The 22,108-nt window shown below is 62.1% G+C and carries 17 protein-coding genes; 6 read left to right on the forward strand and 11 right to left on the reverse strand.

What is annotated here, in order from left to right; all coding sequences use genetic code 11:
- Positions 1-3 precede the first annotated feature (3 nt).
- Entirely contained in the window at positions 4-198 is a 195-nt protein-coding gene (gene csrA, locus AD665_RS25315) for a carbon storage regulator CsrA (RefSeq protein WP_003179932.1), read from the forward strand.
- A gap of 197 nt (positions 199-395) precedes the next feature.
- Here the strand turns inward: csrA and AD665_RS25320 are convergent, their stop codons facing one another.
- The 3 genes from AD665_RS25320 to AD665_RS25330 form a co-directional block, all read right to left on the reverse strand.
- The gene (locus AD665_RS25320; RefSeq protein ID WP_053194299.1) at positions 396-851 is read right to left on the reverse strand and encodes a DUF2214 family protein; all 456 of its coding nucleotides are present in this window, start codon (positions 849-851) and stop codon (positions 396-398) included.
- 244 nt (positions 852-1,095) lie between these two features.
- Positions 1,096-2,478 (reverse strand): cysteine--tRNA ligase, encoded by a 1,383-nt coding sequence (gene cysS, locus AD665_RS25325; RefSeq protein WP_053194300.1) that lies wholly within the window; start codon positions 2,476-2,478, stop codon positions 1,096-1,098.
- Positions 2,479-2,499: 21 nt separating this feature from the next.
- On the reverse strand, positions 2,500-4,197 hold the full coding sequence (locus AD665_RS25330) for a glutamine--tRNA ligase/YqeY domain fusion protein (protein ID WP_053194301.1): 1,698 nt from the start codon (positions 4,195-4,197) through the stop codon (positions 2,500-2,502).
- A 249-nt stretch (positions 4,198-4,446) separates the two neighbouring features.
- Here AD665_RS25330 and AD665_RS25335 point away from each other — a divergent pair, with 249 nt between their 5' ends.
- The gene (locus AD665_RS25335) at positions 4,447-4,950 is read left to right on the forward strand and encodes a peptidylprolyl isomerase (RefSeq protein ID WP_024781009.1); all 504 of its coding nucleotides are present in this window, start codon (positions 4,447-4,449) and stop codon (positions 4,948-4,950) included.
- Complete coding sequence (locus AD665_RS25340; protein ID WP_024781008.1) at positions 4,947-5,699, forward strand: UDP-2,3-diacylglucosamine diphosphatase; 753 nt, start codon at positions 4,947-4,949, stop codon at positions 5,697-5,699. Before AD665_RS25335 ends, AD665_RS25340 begins: the two co-directional genes overlap by 4 nt.
- Before the next feature lie 141 nt (positions 5,700-5,840).
- Here the strand turns inward: AD665_RS25340 and AD665_RS25345 are convergent, their stop codons facing one another.
- From AD665_RS25345 to AD665_RS25375, 7 genes are all read right to left on the reverse strand, one after another.
- Positions 5,841-7,370, reverse strand: coding sequence for a DHA2 family efflux MFS transporter permease subunit (locus AD665_RS25345; RefSeq protein ID WP_024781007.1), 1,530 nt, complete (start codon positions 7,368-7,370; stop codon positions 5,841-5,843).
- A 180-nt stretch (positions 7,371-7,550) separates the two neighbouring features.
- On the reverse strand, positions 7,551-8,750 hold the full coding sequence (locus AD665_RS25350) for an HlyD/EmrA/EmrK family protein (protein WP_053194302.1): 1,200 nt from the start codon (positions 8,748-8,750) through the stop codon (positions 7,551-7,553).
- A gap of 15 nt (positions 8,751-8,765) precedes the next feature.
- Positions 8,766-10,235: an efflux transporter outer membrane subunit gene (locus AD665_RS25355; RefSeq protein WP_024781005.1), complete on the reverse strand. Its 1,470-nt coding sequence runs from the start codon at positions 10,233-10,235 to the stop codon at positions 8,766-8,768.
- The gene (locus AD665_RS25360; RefSeq protein WP_024781004.1) at positions 10,232-10,705 is read right to left on the reverse strand and encodes a MarR family winged helix-turn-helix transcriptional regulator; all 474 of its coding nucleotides are present in this window, start codon (positions 10,703-10,705) and stop codon (positions 10,232-10,234) included. Before AD665_RS25360 ends, AD665_RS25355 begins: the two co-directional genes overlap by 4 nt.
- Positions 10,706-10,927: 222 nt before the next feature.
- Positions 10,928-14,602 carry a translocation/assembly module TamB domain-containing protein gene (locus AD665_RS25365; RefSeq protein ID WP_024781003.1) on the reverse strand — a complete coding sequence of 1,225 codons (3,675 nt, stop codon included), beginning with the start codon at positions 14,600-14,602 and terminating at the stop codon, positions 10,928-10,930.
- Positions 14,599-16,326 carry an autotransporter assembly complex protein TamA gene (locus tag AD665_RS25370; RefSeq protein ID WP_024781002.1) on the reverse strand — a complete coding sequence of 576 codons (1,728 nt, stop codon included), beginning with the start codon at positions 16,324-16,326 and terminating at the stop codon, positions 14,599-14,601. Before AD665_RS25370 ends, AD665_RS25365 begins: the two co-directional genes overlap by 4 nt.
- Positions 16,327-16,402: 76 nt before the next feature.
- On the reverse strand, positions 16,403-17,053 hold the full coding sequence (locus AD665_RS25375; RefSeq protein WP_024781001.1) for a GNAT family N-acetyltransferase: 651 nt from the start codon (positions 17,051-17,053) through the stop codon (positions 16,403-16,405).
- 249 nt (positions 17,054-17,302) lie between these two features.
- Between AD665_RS25375 and xthA the strand changes: the two genes are divergently transcribed.
- The 3 genes from xthA (at position 17,303) to AD665_RS25390 (ending at position 20,464) form a co-directional block, all read left to right on the forward strand.
- Positions 17,303-18,115, forward strand: a complete 813-nt coding sequence (xthA, locus tag AD665_RS25380) for an exodeoxyribonuclease III (RefSeq protein WP_024781000.1) — start codon at positions 17,303-17,305, stop codon at positions 18,113-18,115.
- 193 nt (positions 18,116-18,308) lie between these two features.
- Positions 18,309-19,640, forward strand: a complete 1,332-nt coding sequence (locus AD665_RS25385; RefSeq protein ID WP_053194303.1) for a substrate-binding domain-containing protein — start codon at positions 18,309-18,311, stop codon at positions 19,638-19,640.
- Between the two features lie 491 nt (positions 19,641-20,131).
- Positions 20,132-20,464: a DUF6124 family protein gene (locus AD665_RS25390; RefSeq protein ID WP_024780998.1), complete on the forward strand. Its 333-nt coding sequence runs from the start codon at positions 20,132-20,134 to the stop codon at positions 20,462-20,464.
- A 201-nt stretch (positions 20,465-20,665) separates the two neighbouring features.
- Here AD665_RS25390 and AD665_RS25395 read toward each other — a convergent pair whose 3' ends face one another.
- Positions 20,666-21,904 (reverse strand): M20/M25/M40 family metallo-hydrolase, encoded by a 1,239-nt coding sequence (locus tag AD665_RS25395; RefSeq protein WP_024780997.1) that lies wholly within the window; start codon positions 21,902-21,904, stop codon positions 20,666-20,668.
- Between the last annotated feature and the right edge of the window lie 204 nt (positions 21,905-22,108).

The raw sequence follows: 22,108 nt of genomic DNA on the forward strand, positions 1-22,108 counted from the left end.
ACCATGCTGATACTCACCCGCAAAGTCGGTGAAAGCATAAACATTGGTGACGACATCACGATCACCATTCTGGGCGTTAGCGGCCAACAGGTCCGGATCGGCATCAATGCCCCGAAAAACGTCGCCGTGCATCGCGAAGAGATCTATCAGCGCATTCAGGCGGGCCTCACTGCCCCCGACAAGCCGCAAACTCCCTGAGCCTTGCAGCAGTCCGTAGCCAGCCCGTTTGCATCATCGCAATGGCTGGCTAAAGATTCAGGCCGCCCATACCTTCCTCCGCGTCACCCTGTCCCTGCCTTTCCGTCCAGCCCGTGAAGCCGATATTAATGCCATGACTCGTAGCATGGCTGTCGGACGTTTCGTTTTAATGGCGATGAAGCGGGTGTTCTTACCGGTCAACCCAGGCTTACGCCCCGGGCCATGCCAGTGGCGGCAATCACCATCAAGACCAGTAGCAAGGCTTCTATGTGGCTGATCCGGGCCAACCGGCCGGCCTTTGAAGCATCGATCGTCGCTCCTTTGCCCAGCGCCATCCGCCATTTGATCAAGGTGATCATCGGCAGCAGTTCAAGCAGCAGGATCAGCAGGAGCAAGGTCATCTTGAGGTGAAACAGGGGTTGATGCAGGTAATAGTCCGAACCTTTTTCATAGCCGCCGAAAGCGCGCATCCCACCGGTCACCAGCAGGACCAGGGCCGACAGGCCCCACACGTTATCCGCCATCAACACATTTCGAACCGCATCCGCGCCACCGGCCAGGCGTCGCAAGGCCGTGCCGCGCGTGAGCACTGCCCACAAGCCAAGGGCGAACGCCAGGAGATGAATTGCCGCGAGAGACCAGTGAGCCAACATGGAAGGTACCCGTCAGAAAGAACGTCGAATCGACCTGACAGTACTAGCTCATAAAAGGAAGATCGGCAGGCTGGACACAAAAAATCGTGGGAGCGGGCTTGCTCGTGATAGCGGATCAGCATCCAACGAAGGTGTTGATTGATCTGACGCTATCGCGAGCAGGCTCGCTCCCACATTGTTCCGGGGCGAATCCAGCACCCACGTCCCCCCCGCTCCCACAGGGTGTTGCGAAGTGCCGAAGGCCTCAGTCAGCCAAGCGCCAGGTTGTCCCGCCCTTCCCGTCTTCCAGCACTACGCCCATGGCGGTGAGCTGGTCGCGGATGCGGTCGGATTCGGCCCAGTCCTTGTTGGCCCGCGCGGTCAGGCGCGCCTGGATCAATGCTTCGACCTCGGTAGCGTCCACACGGCCTTCGGCGCCGGCCTGGAGGAAGTCGTCCGCCTCGAGCTGCAACACGCCCAGCACGCTGGCCAGTTCCTTCAAACGCGCCGCCAGGCCCGCCGCCGCATTGAGATCGCTCTCCCGCAGGCGGTTGATCTCGCGCACCATCTCGAACAGCACCGCGCACGCTTCCGGCGTGCCGAAGTCGTCGTTCATCACCTCGGTAAACCGCGCCACGAACGCCTCGCCACCAGCGGCCGGCACGTTCGGCAGGCCCTTCAATGCATGGTAGAAACGCTCCAGGGCGCCCTTGGCGTCCTTGAGGTTGTCTTCCGAGTAGTTGATGGCGCTGCGGTAGTGACTCGACACCAGCAGGTAACGCACGACCTCGGGGTGGTACTTGTCGAGCACGTCGCGGATGGTGAAGAAGTTGTTCAAGGACTTGGACATCTTCTCGCCGTTGATCCGGATCATGCCGCAATGCATCCACGCGTTGGCGTAGGTCTTGCCGGTGGCCGCTTCGCTCTGGGCGATCTCGTTTTCGTGGTGCGGGAACTCCAGGTCGCTGCCGCCGCCATGAATGTCGAAGGTTTCCCCCAGGCAGCAGGTGGACATCACCGAGCACTCGATGTGCCAGCCCGGACGACCCTTGCCCCACGGCGAATCCCAGCTCGGCTCACCCGGCTTGGCGGCTTTCCACAGCACGAAATCCAGTGGGTCCTGTTTCGACTCGCCGACTTCGATCCGAGCGCCGATGCGCAGGTCTTCGATCTTCTTGCGCGACAGCTTGCCGTAGCCGATGAACTTGCCGACGCGGTAGTACACGTCGCCATTGCCCGGAGCGTAGGCATAGCCCTTGTCGATCAAGGTCTGGATCATCGCCAGCATGCCTGGGATGTGGTCCGTGGCACGGGGCTCCATGTCCGGCTTGAGGATATTGAGTCGCGCCTCGTCCTCATGCATGGCCTTGATCATGCGCTCGGTCAACGCATCGTAAGGCTCGCCGTTTTCCCGGGCACGGTTGATGATCTTGTCTTCGATGTCGGTGATGTTGCGCACGTAGGTCAGGTCATAACCGCTGAAACGCAGCCAGCGGGTCACCAGGTCGAAGGCGACCATGCTGCGGCCGTGGCCCAGGTGGCAGTAGTCGTACACGGTCATGCCGCACACGTACATGCGCACCTTGTTGCCATCCAGCGGCTTGAAGACTTCTTTGCTCTTGGTGAGCGTGTTGTAGATCGTAAGCACAGGGTTTCCCTTAAGACTTGATCATTGACCCCAGGAATCACGCAAGGTCACGGTACGGTTGAAGACCGGAGCACCAGGTTTCGAGTCCTTGATATCCGCGCAGAAGTAGCCTTCGCGCTCGAACTGGAAACGGTCCTCCGGCAATGCGTTGCCCAGCGAGGGTTCGGCACGACAACCAGTAAGCACTTGCAGGGAGTCAGGGTTGATGTTGTCCAGGAAGCTGGCGCTGTCTTCGGCCTTTTCCGGGTTCGGCGAACGGAACAGGCGATCGTACAGGCGCACTTCGCACTCGACGCTGGCGGCGGCCGGCACCCAGTGGATCACGCCCTTGACCTTGCGACCCTCCGGGTTCTTGCCCAGGGTATCGGGATCGTACGAGCAACGCAGCTCGACGATGTTGCCGTCGGCATCCTTGATGGCTTCGTCGGCACGGATCACATAGCTGCCGCGCAAACGCACTTCACCGGCCGGTTCCAGGCGCTTGTAGCCTTTTGGCGGCTCTTCCATGAAGTCTTCACGGTCGATGTAGATTTCCCGGGCGAACGGCAGGACGCGTATGCCCATGTCTTCTTTCGGGTGGCGAGGCAGTTCGAGGTTCTCGACCTGGCCTTCCGGGTAGTTGGTAATGACGACTTTCAGCGGACGAAGCACGCACATGGCACGCGGGGCGTTCTGGTCCAGGTCTTCACGGATGCTGAATTCCAGCATGCCGAAGTCCACCACGCCGTCGGAACGGTTGGTGCCGACCATCTCGCAGAAGTTGCGGATCGATTTCGGCGTGTAGCCACGACGACGGAAGCCCGACAGCGTCGACATGCGCGGGTCGTCCCAACCGTTGACGTGCTTTTCATCCACCAGTTGCTTGAGCTTGCGCTTGCTGGTGATGGTGTAGTTCAGGTTCAGGCGGCTGAATTCGTACTGGCGCGGGGTGGCCGGCACCGGCAGGTGCTCGAGGAACCACTCGTACAGCGGACGATGGCTCTCGAACTCCAGGGTGCAGATCGAGTGGGTGATGCCCTCGATGGCGTCCGACTGACCGTGAGTGAAGTCATAGTTCGGGTAGATGCACCACTTGTCGCCGGTCTGGTGGTGATGGGCGTGACGGATGCGGTACATGATCGGGTCGCGCAGGTTCATGTTCGGCGAGGCCATGTCGATCCTGGCCCGCAACACCCGCGCGCCGTCCGGGAATTCGCCGGCGCGCATGCGGGCGAACAGGTCCAGGTTCTCCTCCACGCTGCGATCACGGAACGGGCTGTTCCGGCCCGGCTCGGTCAGGCTGCCACGGTATTCCCTGGCTTGCTCCGGCGTCAGGTCGCAGACATAGGCCTTACCGGCCTTGATCAGCTCGACCGCCCAGTCGTGCAACTGGTCGAAATACTGCGAGGCATAGCGCACTTCACCGGACCATTGGAAACCCAGCCACTTGACGTCGCTTTCGATCGCGTCGATGTATTCCTGGTCTTCCTTGGCCGGGTTGGTGTCGTCGAAACGCAGGTGCGTGACGCCACCGAACTCCTCGGCCAGGCCGAAGTTCACGCAGATCGACTTGGCGTGGCCGATATGCAGGTAGCCGTTGGGCTCCGGCGGGAAACGGGTGACGATCTGTGTGTGCTTACCCGAATCCAGGTCCGCCTGGATGATCGGGCGCAGGAAATTGACCGGTACGGCCGGGCCGGTCTTCGAATTCGAGGTAGGGTCGACAGTGGGCTTGCTCATAGGATCCTTGAACTTACAAGTGCGCGGCCGGATGCGGCCTGATAAATCAAAGCCCGTATCATAGCCGATGCTGTCAAGCCGCTGACAGGCCAGGCCGGCAAACGATTGAATTTAATCGGCCGCCGGGTGAAAAACCGCCTCGAATTTCGTGCCTGGCACGCTAAACTGCCCAACCTGGCCGATTGCAGCCAGACCGGTTGCGGGCTTCCGGGCCCCGAAACCCACGAATTCCTAGAAAGAGTAGTCATCATGAGCAAAGTCAAACTGACCACCAACCACGGCGACATCGTCCTGGAACTGAACGCCGAGAAGGCGCCAAAGACCGTTGCCAACTTCATTGAATACGTCAAGAAGGGTCACTACGAGAACGTCGTGTTCCACCGCGTGATCAAGGGCTTCATGATCCAGGGCGGTGGTTTCGAGCCTGGCATGCAGGAAAAGAAGGACAAGAGCCCGAGCATCCAGAACGAAGCCGACAACGGCCTGCCGAACAAGAAATACTCCATCGCCATGGCGCGCACCATGGATCCGCATTCGGCATCGGCCCAGTTCTTCATCAATGCCAGCGACAACAGCTTCCTCAACCACACTGCCAAGACCGCTCAGGGCTGGGGCTATGCGGTGTTCGGTGAAGTGATCGAAGGCCAGGACGTGGTCGACAAGATCGAAGGCGTCGCCACTACCTCCAAGGCCGGCCACCAGGACGTTCCAAAGGATGACGTGATCATCGAGAAAGCCGAGATCATTGAGTGATCCTACTGATTTCAGATTTGCATCTGGAAGAGGAGCGCCCGGACATCACCCGGGCGTTTCTGGATTTACTCGCCACTCGCGCCCGTTCGGCGCAGGCGTTGTACATTCTCGGCGACTTCTTCGAAGCGTGGATCGGTGACGATGCCATGACGCCGTTCCAGCGTTCCATCTGCCAGGCCCTGCGCGAACTCAGCGACAGCGGCACGGCCATTTTCCTGATGCATGGCAATCGCGACTTCATGCTGGGGCAAGCCTTCTGCAAAGCGGCTGGCTGCACCCTGATCAAGGACCCGAGCGTCGTGCAGTTCAATGGCGAACCGGTGCTGCTGATGCACGGCGACAGCCTCTGCACCCGCGACGAAGGCTACATGAAGCTGCGGCGCTGGCTGCGCAATCCGGTCACGCTGTTCATCCTGCGCCACTTGCCACTGGGCAGTCGCCAGAAGCTGGCGCGCAAGCTGCGCAGCGAAAGCACGACCCAGGTGCGGATGAAAGCCAACGACATCGTCGACGTCACCCCCGAGGAAATTCCGCGGATCATGCAGCACTATGGCGTGAAAACCCTGATCCACGGCCACACCCACCGCCCCGCCATCCATAAGCTGCAACTGGGCGAACACGCCGCCCGGCGCATCGTACTGGGGGATTGGGACAAGCAGGGCTGGGCGTTGCAGGTGGATGAACAGGGGTTTGCGTTGGCGCCGTTTGGATTTGCCCCGCCGCCACAGCTGGCAGCCCCTACCGACTGACAGACGCAGCCCCTCTGTGGGAACGACCTGTGGGAGCAAAGCTTGCTCGCGATAACCATCGCCGCCAGCATGGATGTTGACTGACACACCGCTGTCGCGAGCAAGCTTTGCTCCCACAGCGGATTGTGTTTCAGGTCCCGGTCAGTGCCCGCTGGCCGCCGGCCCCGCCTTCGCCGCAAACGGCGGCTTCGCCAGCCACACCAGCACGATCAGGCCCATGAACGCCCAGCCCAGCAGCGTGAAATAATCCACGGTGGAGAGCATGTACGCCTGGCTCGTGAGGATGTGATCGAGCTGCGCATAGGCCGGCGGGCTCGCGCCGCCGAGCTGGTTGAGCGCCTCGCGGGTGGCCGGGTCGAAGGTGCTGATGCTCTCGCTCAGGTACGCATGGTGCTGGTCCGCCCGGCGGATCCAGATCCAGGTGGTCAGGGATGCGGCAAAGCTGCCTCCCAGCGTCCGCAGGAATGTCGCCAGCCCCGCGCCATCGGCAATCTGCTGCGGTGGCAGGTCGGACATCAGGATACTCAGGGTCGGCATGAAGAACAGCGCCACCCCGATCCCCATGAACAACTGCACCAGGGCGATGTGCTGGAAGTCCACCTCGTTGGTAAACCCGGCGCGCATGAAACAGCTCAGGCCGATGGCCAGGAACGCCAACCCGGCCAGCAGGCGCAGGTCGAATTTATGGGCGTACTTGCCGACGAAGGGCGACATCAACACCGGCAGGATGCCGATGGGCGCCACGGCCAGCCCGGCCCAGGTGGCGGTATAGCCCATCTGCGTCTGTAACCATTGCGGCAGGATCAGGTTGATGCCGAAGAACCCGGCATAGCCGCCCACCAGAACGATGGTGCCGATGCGAAAATTGCGATAGGCAAACAAGCGGAGATTGACCACCGGGTGACGGTCAGTCATTTCCCAGATCACGAACACGGCCAGGGCAACCAGCGAAATCAATGCACCGATAATGATGAAGTTCGACTCGAACCAATCCAGGTCGTTGCCCTTGTCGAGAATCACCTGAAGCGCACCGACACCGATGACCAGCGTGATCAGCCCGACGTAATCCATCGGCTGATAACTGGTCACCACCGGCCGCGCCTTGAGCTGCTGACGCACCACCATCACCGCGAATACCCCGATGGGCACGTTGATAAAGAAGATCCACGGCCAGCTATAACTGTCGGTAATCCAGCCGCCCAGAATCGGCCCGGCAATCGGCGCCACCACCGTGACCATCGCCAGCAACGCCAGGGCCATCCCCCGCCTGGCGGGCGGATATACCGCAATCAGCAAGGTCTGTGTCATCGGGTACAGCGGCCCGGCCACCAGGCCCTGGAGCACGCGGAAGCCGATCAACTCCGGCATCGACGTGGAAATGCCGCACAAGAACGACGCGAGCACGAACAGCATCGTTGCCCATAAAAACAGCTTCACCTCGCCAAACCGACGGCTCAACCAGCCGGTCAGCGGGAGCGCGATGGCGTTGCTCACCGCGAACGAAGTGATCACCCAGGTGCCCTGCTCCGAACTGACGCCCAGGTTGCCGGATATGGTCGGCAAGGCGACGTTGGCAATGGTGGTGTCGAGCACTTGCATGAACGTCGCCAGCGACAGCCCGATGGTACTGAGCAACAGGCTGGGCGGCGAGAAAGACGCGTTATTGCTCATTGTGAAATCCTAGGAAGCTAAACGGACGTGAAACTCGCAGACGAATCCGGCGAAGAGAGGCTACCCCTGTGTGCGAGCCTGCTCGCGATAGCGGTGTATCAGATGACATAAAAGTCGACTGTCGTGCCGCCATCGCGAGCAGGCTCGCTCCCACAGGTCGATAGATGTCTCACCTGATCATCAACGCTGCGCAGTCTTGCTCGCGGCAGCGCTGTTTTCGTGGATCAGGCGCGTGATCATAGCGTCGGCATCGGCCAGTTGACGGTCGTAGACCTGGGTGCTGAACGAGGCCTTCTGCGGCGGTTGCTGGGCCAGGACCGGTCCGCTCTGATCGCGCAGGTTGACGCTGACCTCGGTGGACAGCCCGACCCGCAACGGGTGCTTGGCCAGTTCCTGGGCATTGACATGAATGCGCACCGGCACCCGCTGGACGATCTTGATCCAGTTACCGGTGGCGTTCTGCGCCGGCAGCAAGGCAAACGCGCTGCCCGTTCCCGCGCCGAGGCTGTCAATGGTGCCGCTGTACTTCACATCGCTACCGTAGAGGTCGGTTTCGATCTCTACCGGCTGGCCAATGCGCATATCACGCAGTTGGGTTTCCTTGAAGTTGGCGTCGATCCACAACTGATCCAGTGGAATCACCGCCATCAGCGCAGTTCCCGGCTGCACCCGTTGGCCCAGTTGCACGGTGCGCTTGGCGACATAACCGGTGACCGGCGCGATCAACGTGCTACGGGCGTCGGCCAGGTAGGCCTGACGCAACTGTGCGGCGGCGGCCTGCACGTCGGGATGGGACGACACCACGGTGTCATCCACCAGCGCGCTGGAAGTCTTGAGCTGTTGTCGGGCATTGGCGAGGGCGTTCTGCGCCGAGGTCAGGTCATCCCGGGCGTGGGACAGCTCTTCCTTGGAAATCGCGCCGCCGGCCGCCAGGTTCTTACGCCGGTTGTAGTTCTCCTGGGCCTTCTGCACTTCGGCTTCCTGCGCATTGACCTGCGCCCGCATGCCGTCGACGTTGCTGTACAAACCACGCACCTGGCGGACCGTGCGGGCCAGGTTGGCCTGGGCACTCTGCAGGCCGACCTCGGCGTCGTTCGGGTCGAACTGCACCAGCACCTGGCCTTCGCGGACCAAGTCGCCGTCGTCGGCACCGATGCTCACTACGGTGCCGCTGACCTGCGGAGTGATTTCCACCACGTTGCCGTTCACATAGGCATCGTCCGTACTTTCGCTCCAGCGGCCGTACAGCTCATGCCAGGCCCAGACGCCCAGGCCGGCGAGAATGACGATCACCGCCAGCACCAGCAGCATCACCTTGCGCTTGCGTGGGTTGTTGTCCTGCTGGTTTTCGGATGTTTGAGTATTTTCTGCGGTGGCCATGACAAATACCTCGAATCAGTTATGCGGCGTGGCGGAAACCGCCGTGGCCGAAGCCAGGGTGTCGGTCTCGAAACCGCCACCCAGGGCCTGCATCAATTGGATCGACAAATCGATCTGCTCGGCGTTCAGCGTCGCCAGTTGGCGTTGGGCCTGGAGCAGTTGCTGCTCGATGCTCAGCACGTCCAGATAATTGCCGATGCCCGAGCCGTAGCGCTGGACCACGGTGTCGTAGGAACTCTGGGCAATATCGGTAGCGTGTTGCTGGGCACCGATCTGCCGGGAAATATCGCGCAACTGGTTGATGGTGTCGCTGACATCCCCAAGGGCCGTGACCAGGCTCTTGTTGTATTGCGCCACCGCCAGGTCGTAGTCGGCATCCCGGGCATCCAGGTCCGCCCGCAGGCGCCCACCGTCGAAAATCGGCAGCGACACCGTCGGTGCCACGTTGAAGAAGCGACTGGCCGAACCGAACATTGCGTCACCCAACAAGGACTGCACTCCCGCCGCCGCGCTCAGGTTGAGGTTGGGGTAGAAGTTGGTCTTGCCGGCTTCGATACTCTTGCTCGCCGCCTCGACCCGCCAGCGCGCCGCAACCAGGTCCGGGCGGCGCCCCAGCAACTCGGCCGGCAGGTTCGAAGGCAACGCCACGGCACTGGCTTGCAGCACGTTGGGCCGGGCGATTTCATTGCCGCGATCCGGGCCCTTGCCCAGCAACACCGCCAAGGCGATCTTGGCGCTTTGCAGGCGTTTTTCCGTGTCGATCAGCGTGGCGCTCGCGCTGGCTTCCAGGCTTTCGGTCTGTTGGAACTGGTATTCACTGTCAATCCCGGCATTGAGACGACGCTTGCTCAGGTCGAGCATCTGCCGGGTGCGCTTGAGGTCTTCAACGGCCAGATCATGAATGATGTGGGCTTGCCCCAGGTCGCTGTAAGCCCGAGCCACGTCGGCGGCCAGGGTCAACTGTGCGGCCTGGCGATCGATTTCCGCTGCACGGGCCTGGCCCAGTGCAGACTCCCAGGCCGCCCGCTGGCCGCCCCAGAGATCAAAGTTGTAATTGAAATCCACGCTCAGCGAACGCAGGGTGCTGTACGCACCGCCCTGCCCCGCCGGGTCCTGGTCACGGGCCAGTCGCGAACGGCTGACGCTGCCGCTGGCATCCAGGGTTGGCATGCGCGCAGCATTGGCGGCGTAGGCAGCGGCGCTGGCCTGATGCACTCGGGCACTGGCGATCTGCATGTCCGGGCTGTCGCGCAGGGCTTCTCGGATCAGGCCGTCGAGTTGCGGGTCGCCAAGGCTGGACCACCAATCGCTTTTCGGCCATGAAGCCGGCGACAGCTTGACGCCATTGAGGGATTGCCCGGCCTTGAGGTTCTGGGCCTCGAGGCTGACGCCTTCGGTCTTCAGGCCGCTGTAGCTGGCACAGCCCGCGAGGCTCATGGCCAGCAGCACCAGGCTCAACCGGGTACGCAAGATTTTCCGCTTCATTTGTCCCCCAGTCGCAACATAGTGATGGGATCACCGGCAGCGAGCAGTATCTTCTTGAGGATCTGTTCGAGGGTCTGCAACTCCTCGCGGCTGATGGCGCCAGCGAGTTGATTCATGGCATCGGCGCCGATAAAGGGCAGGCGATCGGCGAGCCCCTGGCCGGCTTCGGTCAGGACCAATCGCACCTGCCTGCGGTCCTCGGCCGAACGCTGGCGAACCAGGAAGCCCTTCTGCTCCAGGCGGTCGAGCATGCGTGTCATCGAGCCACTGTCCAGGGACAGGTAGCGGCACAGTTCAGCCGGCGTATCGGTGCCGTGCTGGGCCATGATGATCAACACCTTGAACTGCGCGGCCGTAATGCCGACGGGTTCCATGTGGGTGTCGATGATCCGGTCCTTCAGCACCGCAGCGCGTCCGAGCAGCATGCCGAGATGGCAATTGTGAAATTCGTCTGGGGTGAAATGCTTCATCAGGACACCGTTTGCTGCCTAGGCAGTGAATGTATGTCGAGATATTACTGCTTAGGCAGCAAATGTCAAACAAATCGTTAGCAGGCTACATAAAAGTCCGACGAACGCAGAAAAACCTGTGGGAGCGAGCCTGCTCGCGATGGCGGTGTGCCAGTCAGTGATGAGTTGACTGATAGACCGCTATCGCGAGCAGGCTCGCTCCCACAAGGGATAGGGGGAGGGTTAGAAATCGCGCTTGTAGAAGATGTCCAGCGAGCTGGCGACGCCGCTGGCGGCTTCGAGGTAGACCTTTTTGCTGAGTTTGTAGCGCAGGGCGATAGTGTTGGCCGGTTCGAACACCCCTACGCCATAGCGCAGGCTGAGTTTCTCCGACAGGTTGCCGCTGGCGACGACGCTGGTGGTGTCGCCACTGCCCTGGGTGTCGAGCTGGAAATCCTTGATGCCCAAATCACTGGCCAGGCTGGTGGTCACCCCCGAACTGCCCATCAAACCCAAGCCCAGTGCTGCCTGGGCGAGCATGTTGTTGTCCTCGCCGGTGGTGCTGAGCGGTCGCCCCAGCACCAGGTAGGACAGCGCCTGCTCCTGGCTCATGGCCGGCTCCGAAAAGATTTGCGTGACCGGCTGCTCGGCGCTGCCGCTCAAGCGGATGCCGGCGATCACGTCGTCGGTCTGGCGAATCGCCTCGATGTCCAGGTAGGGCTGGTCGATGGGCCCGGCAAACAGCAGCCGCGCCCGACGCACCGTCAGCCGCTGCCCGTAGGCCCGGTAACGGCCGTCGTTGAGCCAGAGTTCGCCGCGGGTGTCCATGTTGTCGCCGATATGTACCTGGCCCTGGACGTTGGCCGTCAGGCCGAAGCCGGAAAACGCGAGTTTCTCCTGGCCCACTATCACATCGATGTCCATTGCCATGGCCATCGGTGCCTTGCCCTCTTCGGTCTGGTGGCCGACGATCACTGTGTCATCCGAGACCTTGACAGTGGAAGGTGGCAATTCGCGGACGGTGATCTCGCCCTTGGGCACCAGCACCTTGCCGGCAATCGACAGCCGCTCGCCGTGCAGCGTGATGTTGAGGTCCGGCGCCATCTCCAGTACCGCGTAGGGCTCCACGGTGACCGGCAGCTGCGCGCCCTTGAGCGCCAGGTTCATGCTCAAGGCCTCGCCCCAGCCCATGTTGCCGCTCAGGTTGCCGTGTCCGCCCTTGCCACTTTTCCAGCTACCGTCGAGGCGTACCGTTTCCCCGGCGATCATCGCCCGCACCTGCAAGTCTTCGAGACTGACCGGCAGTTCCGGTCCGGAAACCTCGCCATCGCTGAGCACGAGATTGCCGTTCACCTGCGGCGCCAGCAAACCACCGGACAAGGTGCCATTGCCGTTCAGGTGCCCGGTGAGGGTTTCCACCATCGGCACGAACGGTCGGGCCACGGAAAGGTCCAGGCCGGTCAGGCGAAACGAACCGCTGAGGGGTTTGCTGGCGGGCAACGGGTTGATCCGTGCCTGGACCATCAGTTCGCCGAGCCGGGCACCGACAAAATTCAGCTCGGTATCGATGCGCTTGGGGGTCAGGCGGCTGTCCAGTTTCAGAGTCTGGTAGGGAAAGTCCAGCCACTGCTCCTTGTCTCGAATCCGTAGCGTACCGCCGCTGGCATCCACCAGAATCCGCCCGTTCGGACCGCTGGCCGGCAGGTCCACTTGCAGATCGGCACTGAGCCGGCCCTGCCAGGCAAAGTCCTTGGGCATCCACTGGGCGAGACTTTCAATGGGAAACTGCTTGAGGTGATAGCGCAGCTTCGGCTCCGGCATCAGGCGCTGGTCTTCGCCACACAGGCTGGCCTGGCCGGAACGCCAGCAGTGGGCGCCAAAGTTGAGCGTGCCGTTGGCCAGGCGCTCCAGTTTCGCCGGGGCCTGCAGCCGCCAGTCCTGGCCGCCGACCTGTAGATCGCCACTGTTCAGGCGCCCGCGCCAGTTGCCTTGATCCAGCGCACCATCGAACCCCAGGGCGGTCTTCAGTTGCGGCCCCTGCAGATCCAGGTTGAGCTTTTGCTGCCTGATATCCCCCTGCCCGCTGACCGTCAGCACGCCCAACGCAGTGTCGCCGGCACGGATGTCGCGGGCCTTGAGGTCGACCTTGCCCCGCTGCGCGCTGTCGAGGGTGCCGTCCAGGTTCAGGCTTTGCAGGCGTTTGTCCTGAAAGGCAAGCTGAGAGCCTTGCAGGCCGAGCTTGCCTTGGGGGGCCTTAAGGGTTCCGGCCACATCGATGCGGCCGTTGAGCTGACCGCGCAGTTGTGGCCAGAGTTGAGCCAGACGCGCGAGCTTGATGTCGATCCGGCCGGTCAGTTTCTGTTGCAGGCTGCCGCTGCCCTTGATGCGGTTATCCCCCAGGCGGATGTCCAGCGCGTCGAGGTTCCATTGCTCACCGCTGCCGCTGGCCTTGGCCTGGAACAGCGCTGGCTGGCCGCGCAACTTGCCCTTGAGGTCCAGGTCCGCGTCGAGGTTGAGTGTGTCGTTTTTCAGCGACCCTTTGCTGCGCAGCGGTCCGGCCAGGGTACCGGGCAGTTCGCCGAGCCAATAGGCCGGGTTGATGGCTGACAGCTCCAGCGCCGTGTCCCAGGCAATGCCCTCGGCAAATTGCAGGTCCAGGTGCCCTTCGGCCTTGCCTTGCCCCGCCGCGAGCTGAAGCTGCGGCAAATGAATCTGCGTCAAGTCGCCGCTGAACGGGCTGCCCAGGCTGAAGGCTCCCGCGGGGCCATCCAGCGCAGCCTGGAAATTACCCAGATAGCGGCCGTCGGTGTAGGAGACTTCACCGTTGAAGCTGCGCAGCGTCACCTGTGGCTCGTCGATCAGCGGATAGAGGCGATGCCAGGGAAAATCCAGCCAGGCGACTTTCGCTTCGGCGCTCAGGCCTTCGCGCCAATCCATCTGCCCGGTCACGTTCAAGCTTTGCCGGTCGCCGGCGTTCAGGTCCAGGCCGGCGATCTGCGCACCATTGGCATCCACCTTGCCTTGCAGCAACAACGCCACCGGCCCCTGCTCGGCGGGCAACGTGGCTTTGCCGAGCAATTGATAGCCGCTTTTCAGGTCACCTTCACCGGTCAATTCCAGTTGATTGAGCAACAGCGTGTCCGGCAGATCGGCGCTGGCCTTGAAACCATCGGCGGTGATGCGCACCTTGGCTGGCAGGTTGTCCGCCAACGGTTGCAGCTCGCCGACCAGCCGACCTTGCAGGTAGCCGCTGCTGTCGGCGTTGAGGTTGAGGGTCTTGAGCAGGTCGCCGTCGACGACCAGGTTCAGCGCCCATGGCGTGTCGCCCGGTGCCGGCAAGGTCAACCGACCCTGGGCCTTCAGCGGCCAGTGGCCTGCGGGTTTCAACAACCCGGAAAGTTTCAGGCTCAACTCGTCTCGCTGCAATTGCACCGAGTCGATCTGCAAGCCCTCTGCGGTCCAGTGGGCAACCAGTTGCAAGCCCTTGAGCTGCTCGCTGCCGTTGAACAACAGGCTGCCGATCTGCACGTCTCCCAGCTCGATGGCGACCGGCAGGTCCAGGTCCGGCAAGCTCAGCGGACCACTGCTCTGCGCGTCGACCGAGGGTGGCAGTTGCAGGCTGGCCTTATCGACCTTGAGCTGTTCGATGCACAGGGTCATGTGCGCCAGGCACAGCGGCGACCACGCGAATATCACTCCATCGAGTTCCACGCGGCGGCTGTCCTGCTGCCACAAGAGGTGATCGGCGCTCCACTGTCCGCCCAACCGCCCCTGGAAGTTTTCCACGCTCAGCCCCGGCACCAGGCCCAGCATCCAACGGCTACCCGGCTGCGTGCCCAACAGGGTGCTCAGTGTCAGCACGACCAATGCCAGCAACGCAGCGAGCGCCAGCAGTGTTCTCTTCAAACCATGACTCACAACTCAGGCCCCATGGAAAAGTGCAATCGAATACCGCCCTCGTCGTCCAAGGCATGGGCCAGGTCGAGGCGGATCGGGCCTACCGGCGATACCCAGCGCACGCCAACCCCCACGCCGGTCTTGAGGCTCGGCAGTTCAAGGCTGTTGAAGGCGTTCCCCTGGTCGATGAAAGTCGCGACCCGCCATTTTTCAGCAATCGAATACTGGTATTCGAGGCTACCGGCGATCATGTAGCGACCTCCGATGCGATCGCCTTCGTTGTTTTCCGGCGACAGGCTCTGATAATCGTAGCCGCGTACGCTCTGGTCGCCGCCGGCAAAAAAGCGCAGGGACGGCGGAATGGATTTGTAGCCATTGGTGGCGCTGCCCCCCACCTGGGCACGGGCCAGCAGCCGATGCTTGTCGAACACGGTGGTCAAGCCCTTGACCATGGCAGTGCCGTAGACCACGTTGTTGTCCGATCCCAGGCCTTCCTTGGCGACCTTGGTGTCGAACTGCAAGCGATAACCGTGGTGCGGATCGATGCGGTTGTCGCTGCGCAGATACGAGTAGCTGACGCCCGGCATCAGCAGTGTGCTCAGGCCCGAATCGTCACCCAGGCGATACTCCTCGCGCTGCCATTTGAGCGACACCACCCGCTGCCAGCCACTGGGCAACTTGCTGTGCCATTCAGGGCCCACGGTCAGCAGTTTGCTGAGGCTGTCGGTATCGGCCAGTTCTTCATTCTGATAACCGCCGGCGTAGCGCAGCTTGTCGGTCAGCGGCGGGTCCAGCGGCACGTCATACCACAAGCCGACGTTCTGCCGGGGTGCCGACACTTCCGTTTCCCAGCCATAGCTGTGGCCCTGTGGATTGACCCAGTGACGCGTCCAGTTGGCTTTGGCCCGCGGGCCGACGTCGGTGGAGAACCCCAGCCCCAGGCCCATGGTGCGCGGCTTGCGGGTGTCGAGCTTGACGTCGACCGGAATCACGTTGTCTGTCGCGGCTGTTGGCGCCGCATCCACGCGCACGCCTTCGAAGTAACCGCTCGACTGCAGCGCCTGGTTCAGTTCGGCGATCAGCTCGGAGTCGTAGGCCGTGCCGGCCTTGAAGGGCACCATGCGATGCAACAAGTCTTCATCGAAGGGTGTGTCACCCTCGAAACGCACCGGCCCCAAGGTATAGCGCGGCCCGCTGTCGTAGATCAGTTCGATATCGGCGATGCCGGCCTGGGGATCCACCAGCAGTTTCTGGCTGACGAACCGCCCGCTGAAGAAACCATAGCGCGAGGCCTGGTTCTGGATCGTTCGCTTGGCGTCTTCATAGCGACCATGGTTGAGCACTGCGCCCGGCTTGAGGGCGGCGTTGTCGGGTACGCGAAAAGCCTTGAGCGAACCCGCCGGGCCGTCGATGCGCACGGTGACATTGCGCAAATGCACGGGCTCGCCGGGATCGATGCTCAGGATCAGGCGCGGCGCCTTGCCACCCTTGACCTCGCTGTCGATCCGCGGCTGATAGTAGCCCAGTGCCTGGGCAGCTTTGCGCGCCTGCTCCTCGGCGCCACGACTGAAGCGCAGCAAGGCCTCTTCGTCACGATCGCCCAACCCACCGATGTAACCTTCGACGTTGGCCTTGAGTGCGTCATTGGACGGTTTGACCCGTACATTCAATTCACTTTGTGCCAGCACCGCACAGCTGAAGGACAGCAGGAGCGCGGCACTGGTTATTCGTCCTGGGAGTTTCATGGCGCGGATGCTAACACGGGCTTGGGAGCCTGATAGAACCGGACATGTCTCAAAAGTTCGCAGACCGGGAGCAGGTTCAGGCCGATGCGCTTTGCAAAACCTGGGGATTGGGGTGGAAGAACACGTGCTCGCGGATCGGTCCGACCGCAATCTCACCGATTTCCTCATACCCCTGGCGCTTATAGAACTCCAGGTACCGCGGGTTGCCGGTGTCCAGTACCACACCCTGGGAGTGCTCATCCACCGCGCACCAGTTGTGCACCGCCTGGAGCAACTGCTCGCCAAAATGCTTGCCCTGAAACTGTGGATGCACCCCCAGCAGCGGCAGCACATGGACCGCGTCCGACGGCAGACAACCCGTCACCGCCGCGTGGTATTCCAGGTAGCGCCGGGTGCAACGGAAACCGGTACTCAACACCATGCGCAGGCGCCAGGCCCAGCTTTCGGTGATGCCCAGGCGGCGTTGGGGGGGAGCGATCAGGGCGATACCGATCAGCCGGTCATTGACCAACAAGCCGATGGCTGGCAACTCCTGGAGAAAATGCTGCTTGACCAGCTCCCGCACCGTCGCCCTCACCCGTTGCTCATAACCCGGGCGCTCGGACTCGAACAGGTAGCTGAACGTCGGCTCATGGCGATAGGCCTGGTACAGCAACGAACGGGCTTCACGGGAATAGCCGCTGTCGAGCATGTGGATATCGGCGATGGCGGTGGCGGTTTCAGGCATGGTGGGGAATCTCCTGGGCGGGCTTGGTGAGGCCTGGGCGGGGGCTTTGTGGGAGCAAGGCATGCCCGCGATACAAGCGCCACGATCTCTGAAAGATCGCGTTAGCTTTATCGCGGGCAAGCCTTGCTCCCACAGTTTGCTCCTACAGAGCCCTCGCTACAGGACATTAGCAGTGCATTTGTCCTACTGCCACGCTGGCTCCTCTCCGACATGTCAGCTAGCATCGCAGTTTTGCCAGGACAGCCGACCATGAAGATCGTCTCCTTCAACATCAACGGGCTGCGCGCCCGCCCCCATCAGCTGGCGGCGCTGATCGAGAAACATCAGCCGGACGTAATCGGCCTGCAGGAAACCAAGGTCCACGATGAACAATTCCCCCTGGCCGAAGTGCAAGCCTTGGGTTACCACGTGCATTACCACGGGCAAAAAGGCCATTACGGCGTCGCCCTGCTCTCCCGTCAGGCGCCGCTGAGCCTGTACAAAGGTTTCGAGGGCGACGATGAAGACGCCCAACGGCGCTTTATCTGGGGCACGTTCGCCGATGCCAATGGCGTGCCGGTCACCATCATGAACGGCTATTTCCCACAAGGTGAAAGCCGTGATCATCCAACCAAGTTCCCGGCCAAAGAACGTTTCTACAGCGATCTGCAGCTGCTGCTGGAAAGCCGCTTCAGCAGCGACCAGCCCGTGGTAGTGATGGGCGACGTGAACATCTCCCCGGAAGACTGCGACATCGGCATCGGCCCGGACAACATGAAGCGCTGGCTGAAGACCGGAAAATGCAGCTTCCTGCCGGAAGAGCGCGAATGGATGGCCCGTCTGAAGAACTGGGGCCTGGTGGACAGCTTCCGCCACCTGAACCCGGATGTCACCGACCGCTTCAGCTGGTTCGACTACCGCAGCCGCGGCTTCGAGGACGAACCCAAGCGCGGCCTGCGCATCGACCTGATCCTGACCTCCCACGGCCTGCTGCCACGGGTCAAGGATGCCGGTGTGGACTATGAACTGCGGGGCATGGAGAAACCTTCGGACCATGCGCCGATCTGGCTGCAATTGAGCTGATCCCAAGACCTGCACTAACCCCTGTGGGAGCGAGCCTGCTCGCGATAGCGGTGGGTCCGCTTGCATTGATGTTGAATGTGCCGCCGTCATCGCGAGCAGGCTCGCTCCCACAAGGGTCGAGGGTGATTGTCATCTCTCAGTAACCTGACTGACTTAATCTTCCGGCATTTCTCTGGGTTCAAAAGGTGCCGAGATGCGGCTTCGGGTGGGTTGTTTCGTGCTGTGGCTGCCGCTCGCGGCCTCGGCCACCGATCTGCCGGTTCCCGAGCAGCGTCCTGCCTTGCGCATACAGGGTTCGAACACCATTGGCGCGACACTCGGTCCGGCCCTGGCCAAGGGGTTGATGGAAGATCAGGGCCTGCTCAAGGTCAGCAGCGAAATCACCGGCCATGACAACGAGCAGCGCATCGTCGGCCGGACCGCCGATGGCCGGCGCGTGGAGATCGACATCGCCGCCCACGGCTCCAGCACCGGATTCGCCGCCCTCAAGCAGGGCAACGCCGATCTGGCCGCCGCTTCCCGGCCGATCAAGGACAACGAGCTGAAGGAGCTGCTGCCCCTGGGGGATTTGAAAAGTCCTACGGCCGAGCAGGTCATCGCCATTGATGGCCTGGCTATTATCCTTCACCCACGCAACCCGCTGCGTCAGTTGAACACGGTGCAACTGGCGAAAATCTTCAGCGGCGAAGCGAAGACCTGGGAGTCGGTGGGCAGCGTCGGCGGGCCGATACGGCTCTACGCCCGGGATGACCGGTCCGGCACTTACGACACCTTCAAGGAACTGGTGCTCAACCGCCAGGGCAAACGACTGGATCCCGCCGCCCTGCGCTTCGAATCCAGCGAACAGTTGTCCGATGCCGTCAGCCAGGATCCCCAAGGCATCGGTTTCATCGGTTTGCCCTATGTACGCCAGGCGAAGGCACTGGCGATTGCCGACGGCGATTCCCAACCCATGTTGCCGTTGAACAACCTGATTGCCACTGAGGACTACCCGTTGTCCCGGCGGTTGTTCTTCTACCTGCCGCCCCAGACGAGCACCCCATGGGCCGAGGCGCTGGTGGCGTTCACCCAAAGCGACAAGGGCCAGGCCATCGTCGCGGCGAACGGGTTCATCGCCCAGACCGTTCGGGCCATGGCCGTCACGCCCAATGCGTTGATGCCGGAAGGCTACCAGGCCTTGAGCCGCCACGCCCAACGCCTGACCGTCAACTTCCGCTTCGCCGAAGGCAGCGCCAGCCTCGACAACAAGGCCCGCCAGGACCTGAGCCGCGTGCTCGACTACCTCCGACAACACGGCAAAACCGAACGGCATGTCACGCTGGTGGGTTTCGGCGACGCCAAGGACGATCCGGCGCGAGCGGACCTGCTGTCCAAGTTGCGGGCCATGGCGGTGCGACGTGAGCTGGTCAGGAACGGCGTGACGCTGCGGGAAGTACGCGGGTTCGGCGCGCTGATGCCAGTGGCGGCCAATAGCGAGGATGAAGGCCGGATCAGGAATCGGCGGGTGGAGGTTTGGGTGTACTGAAATCTTCCGACCGCCCCCCTGTGGCGAGGGGATTTTGTGGGAGCAAGGCTTGCCCGCGATACAGGCGCTCGGTTCCCCGGTAAATCGCGTGACGTTCATCGCGGGCAAGCCTTGCTCCCACAAAAAATCCCTCGCTCCAGGAACCCGGTGTTTACTGAATTCGTTGCGATGTAGGCCGCAACCACATCGCCTTGCGCCATTGCCTACAACTACGCCAGAATCCGCCGGCTTGTGCGCCTTGGGCCCCCGGCTTTATCGTTTTCCGGTCGCTGACGAATCAGCGATCGGGTTTGGTAGCCCGGTTTTCCTGGCGCATTGTGCAACCGGATGCAGGGGACGTTTTTGTCTTCTATTTGATGGTGGTCATGCGTAGGGCGTCCTCGGACGCGCCGGGTGCCAGGTAACCGGTCTACCAACCTTCGTATGGCCGCCACCCTTCGTTTGGTAGCGAGAGAGTGATGGCTCCAATTTAATTACCTGGAGCTTCAACCATGTTCAAAGTAACCCCCAACCCACCGAACACCGATCCCAACGCATCGGAACTCGACAAAGCCGCCAAGCGCGCCCTCGATTTCTACCTCAAGCCCCACCCGACCGAAGCGAAGACCGATCCAGGCCAACTCTTCACCGTGGTCAACGGCGTCGACACCGAGTGCCTGCTCGCCAACCTCAGTGAAACCCTGTCCTCGGCCAACGCCATGGTCAGCGACCTGGCGTTCGAGCTGGACGGCTCGCGGCGGCATGTGGCCCTGGGCATCCAGCAATTGATCGAACTGAGTGGATTGCTGGCTAACCGGGCGCTGGATAACGTCGACCCGCGCTAGCCAATTCCACACACCCCTTTGTGGCGAGGGGACTTTGTGGGAGCAAGGCTTGCCCGCGATACAGACCACCAGGTTCCAAGGTAAATCGCGTGAGCTTCATCGCGGGCAAGCCTTGCTCCCACAGGATTCCTCGCCACAGGGGGTATGCCTTAACCCACTGGGGATTGCCCCTCCACAGGATTTTGCACTGGGTCCTGATGGCTACCCTCCTGCCAACTCCATGATCATCCGCGACAGCAGATAAACCCGTGGCACGACGCTTTCCACTTCCGCGTATTCCTCGGGCGTATGGATGTTGCCACCGACAATCCCGAAACCGTCCAGCGTCGGCGTGCCGACCCCGGCCGACAGGCTGGCGTCCGCCGCGCCGCCGCTGCCCTCTTCGGTGAGTTTGCGTCCCAGCTCGCCATAGATGCCCTGGGCCATGGCCATCAGGCGATCCGACTCCGCCGTCTGCGGCATTGGCGGCAGGCCACGTTTCAGGCTGGTGGTGACCTCGGTGTCGGCGATCAGTTTGCCCTGGGACACACGGGCCAGGTCTTTTTCGATACGGTCGAACTCTTCCGGCACGGCGGCCCGCACGTCAGCCTTGGCGGTGGCCTTGTCGGGGATCACGTTGGTGCGGTCGCCCGCGTTGAGCACCGTGAAGTTGATGGTGGTTTTCTTGTCCGCGTCGCCGAGCTTGCCGAGTTGGAGAATCTGGTGCGCCGCTTCCATCGCCGCATTGCGCCCCAGCTCTGGTGCCACACCGGCGTGGGACGCCTTGCCTTTGACCTCCACCAGCGCCGTGGCACTGCCCTTGCGCCACACCACCAGGCCGTCGGCCGGGCGACCCGGTTCCAGGTTGAGGGTCACGTCGTGGGCCTTGGCGGTTTTCTTGATCAGATCGGTGGCGGCGTCCGAGCCGGTTTCTTCGCTGGCGTCGAGCAGGAACGTAATCTGCGCGTAGTTCTTGAAGTCCAGGTTCTTGAGCACCTTCAACGCATAGATGCCAGCGACGATGCCACCCTTGTCGTCCATTACGCCAGGCCCGTAGGCGCGGCCGTCCTTGATATGAAACGGACGCTCGGCAGCCGAGCCTTCCTTGAACACCGTGTCCATGTGGGCCATCAGCAGGATCTTCGCCTTGCCGGTGCCCTTGAGGGTCGCCAGGATGTGCTGGCTGCCATCGGAATTCGGCACTTTTTCAATGCTGGCGCCCAGCTTCTTCAACTCATCGATGGCAATGTCACCAACCTGGGTCAGCCCCGGCACGTAGCCGGACCCGGAATCGATGTTCACCAGTTTTTCGAGCAGTGCCAGGGCCTCGCCTTTGTACTGTTCGGCATCGGCGAGGACCTTTTGATTCGGCTGTGCGAAGGCGGCGGGCGCCAAGGCACCAAGGGCCAGGCTCAGGCCCAGACTCACGGCCAGACGGGAGCGCAAAGCGGTAATCATCATGATTCATCCTTGTTCCGTAAAGAAAGACTGCAGGGGCACCCTAACCCGAGCCCATGGGCAGCCGCTACCCGAAGGCGGGGGATTTAATTCCTGTAGTCCTCTGCGGATTTTGGCTATACATGACAAGGGGTATGCGCAGACAAGCACCGTTTGCCCCATCGGCCCAGGTTGGCCGAACACATTCCGTTGTGGTTCATGGAGAGA

It is taken from the genome of Pseudomonas corrugata (assembly GCF_001269905.1).
Taxonomy (GTDB): domain Bacteria; phylum Pseudomonadota; class Gammaproteobacteria; order Pseudomonadales; family Pseudomonadaceae; genus Aquipseudomonas; species Aquipseudomonas corrugata.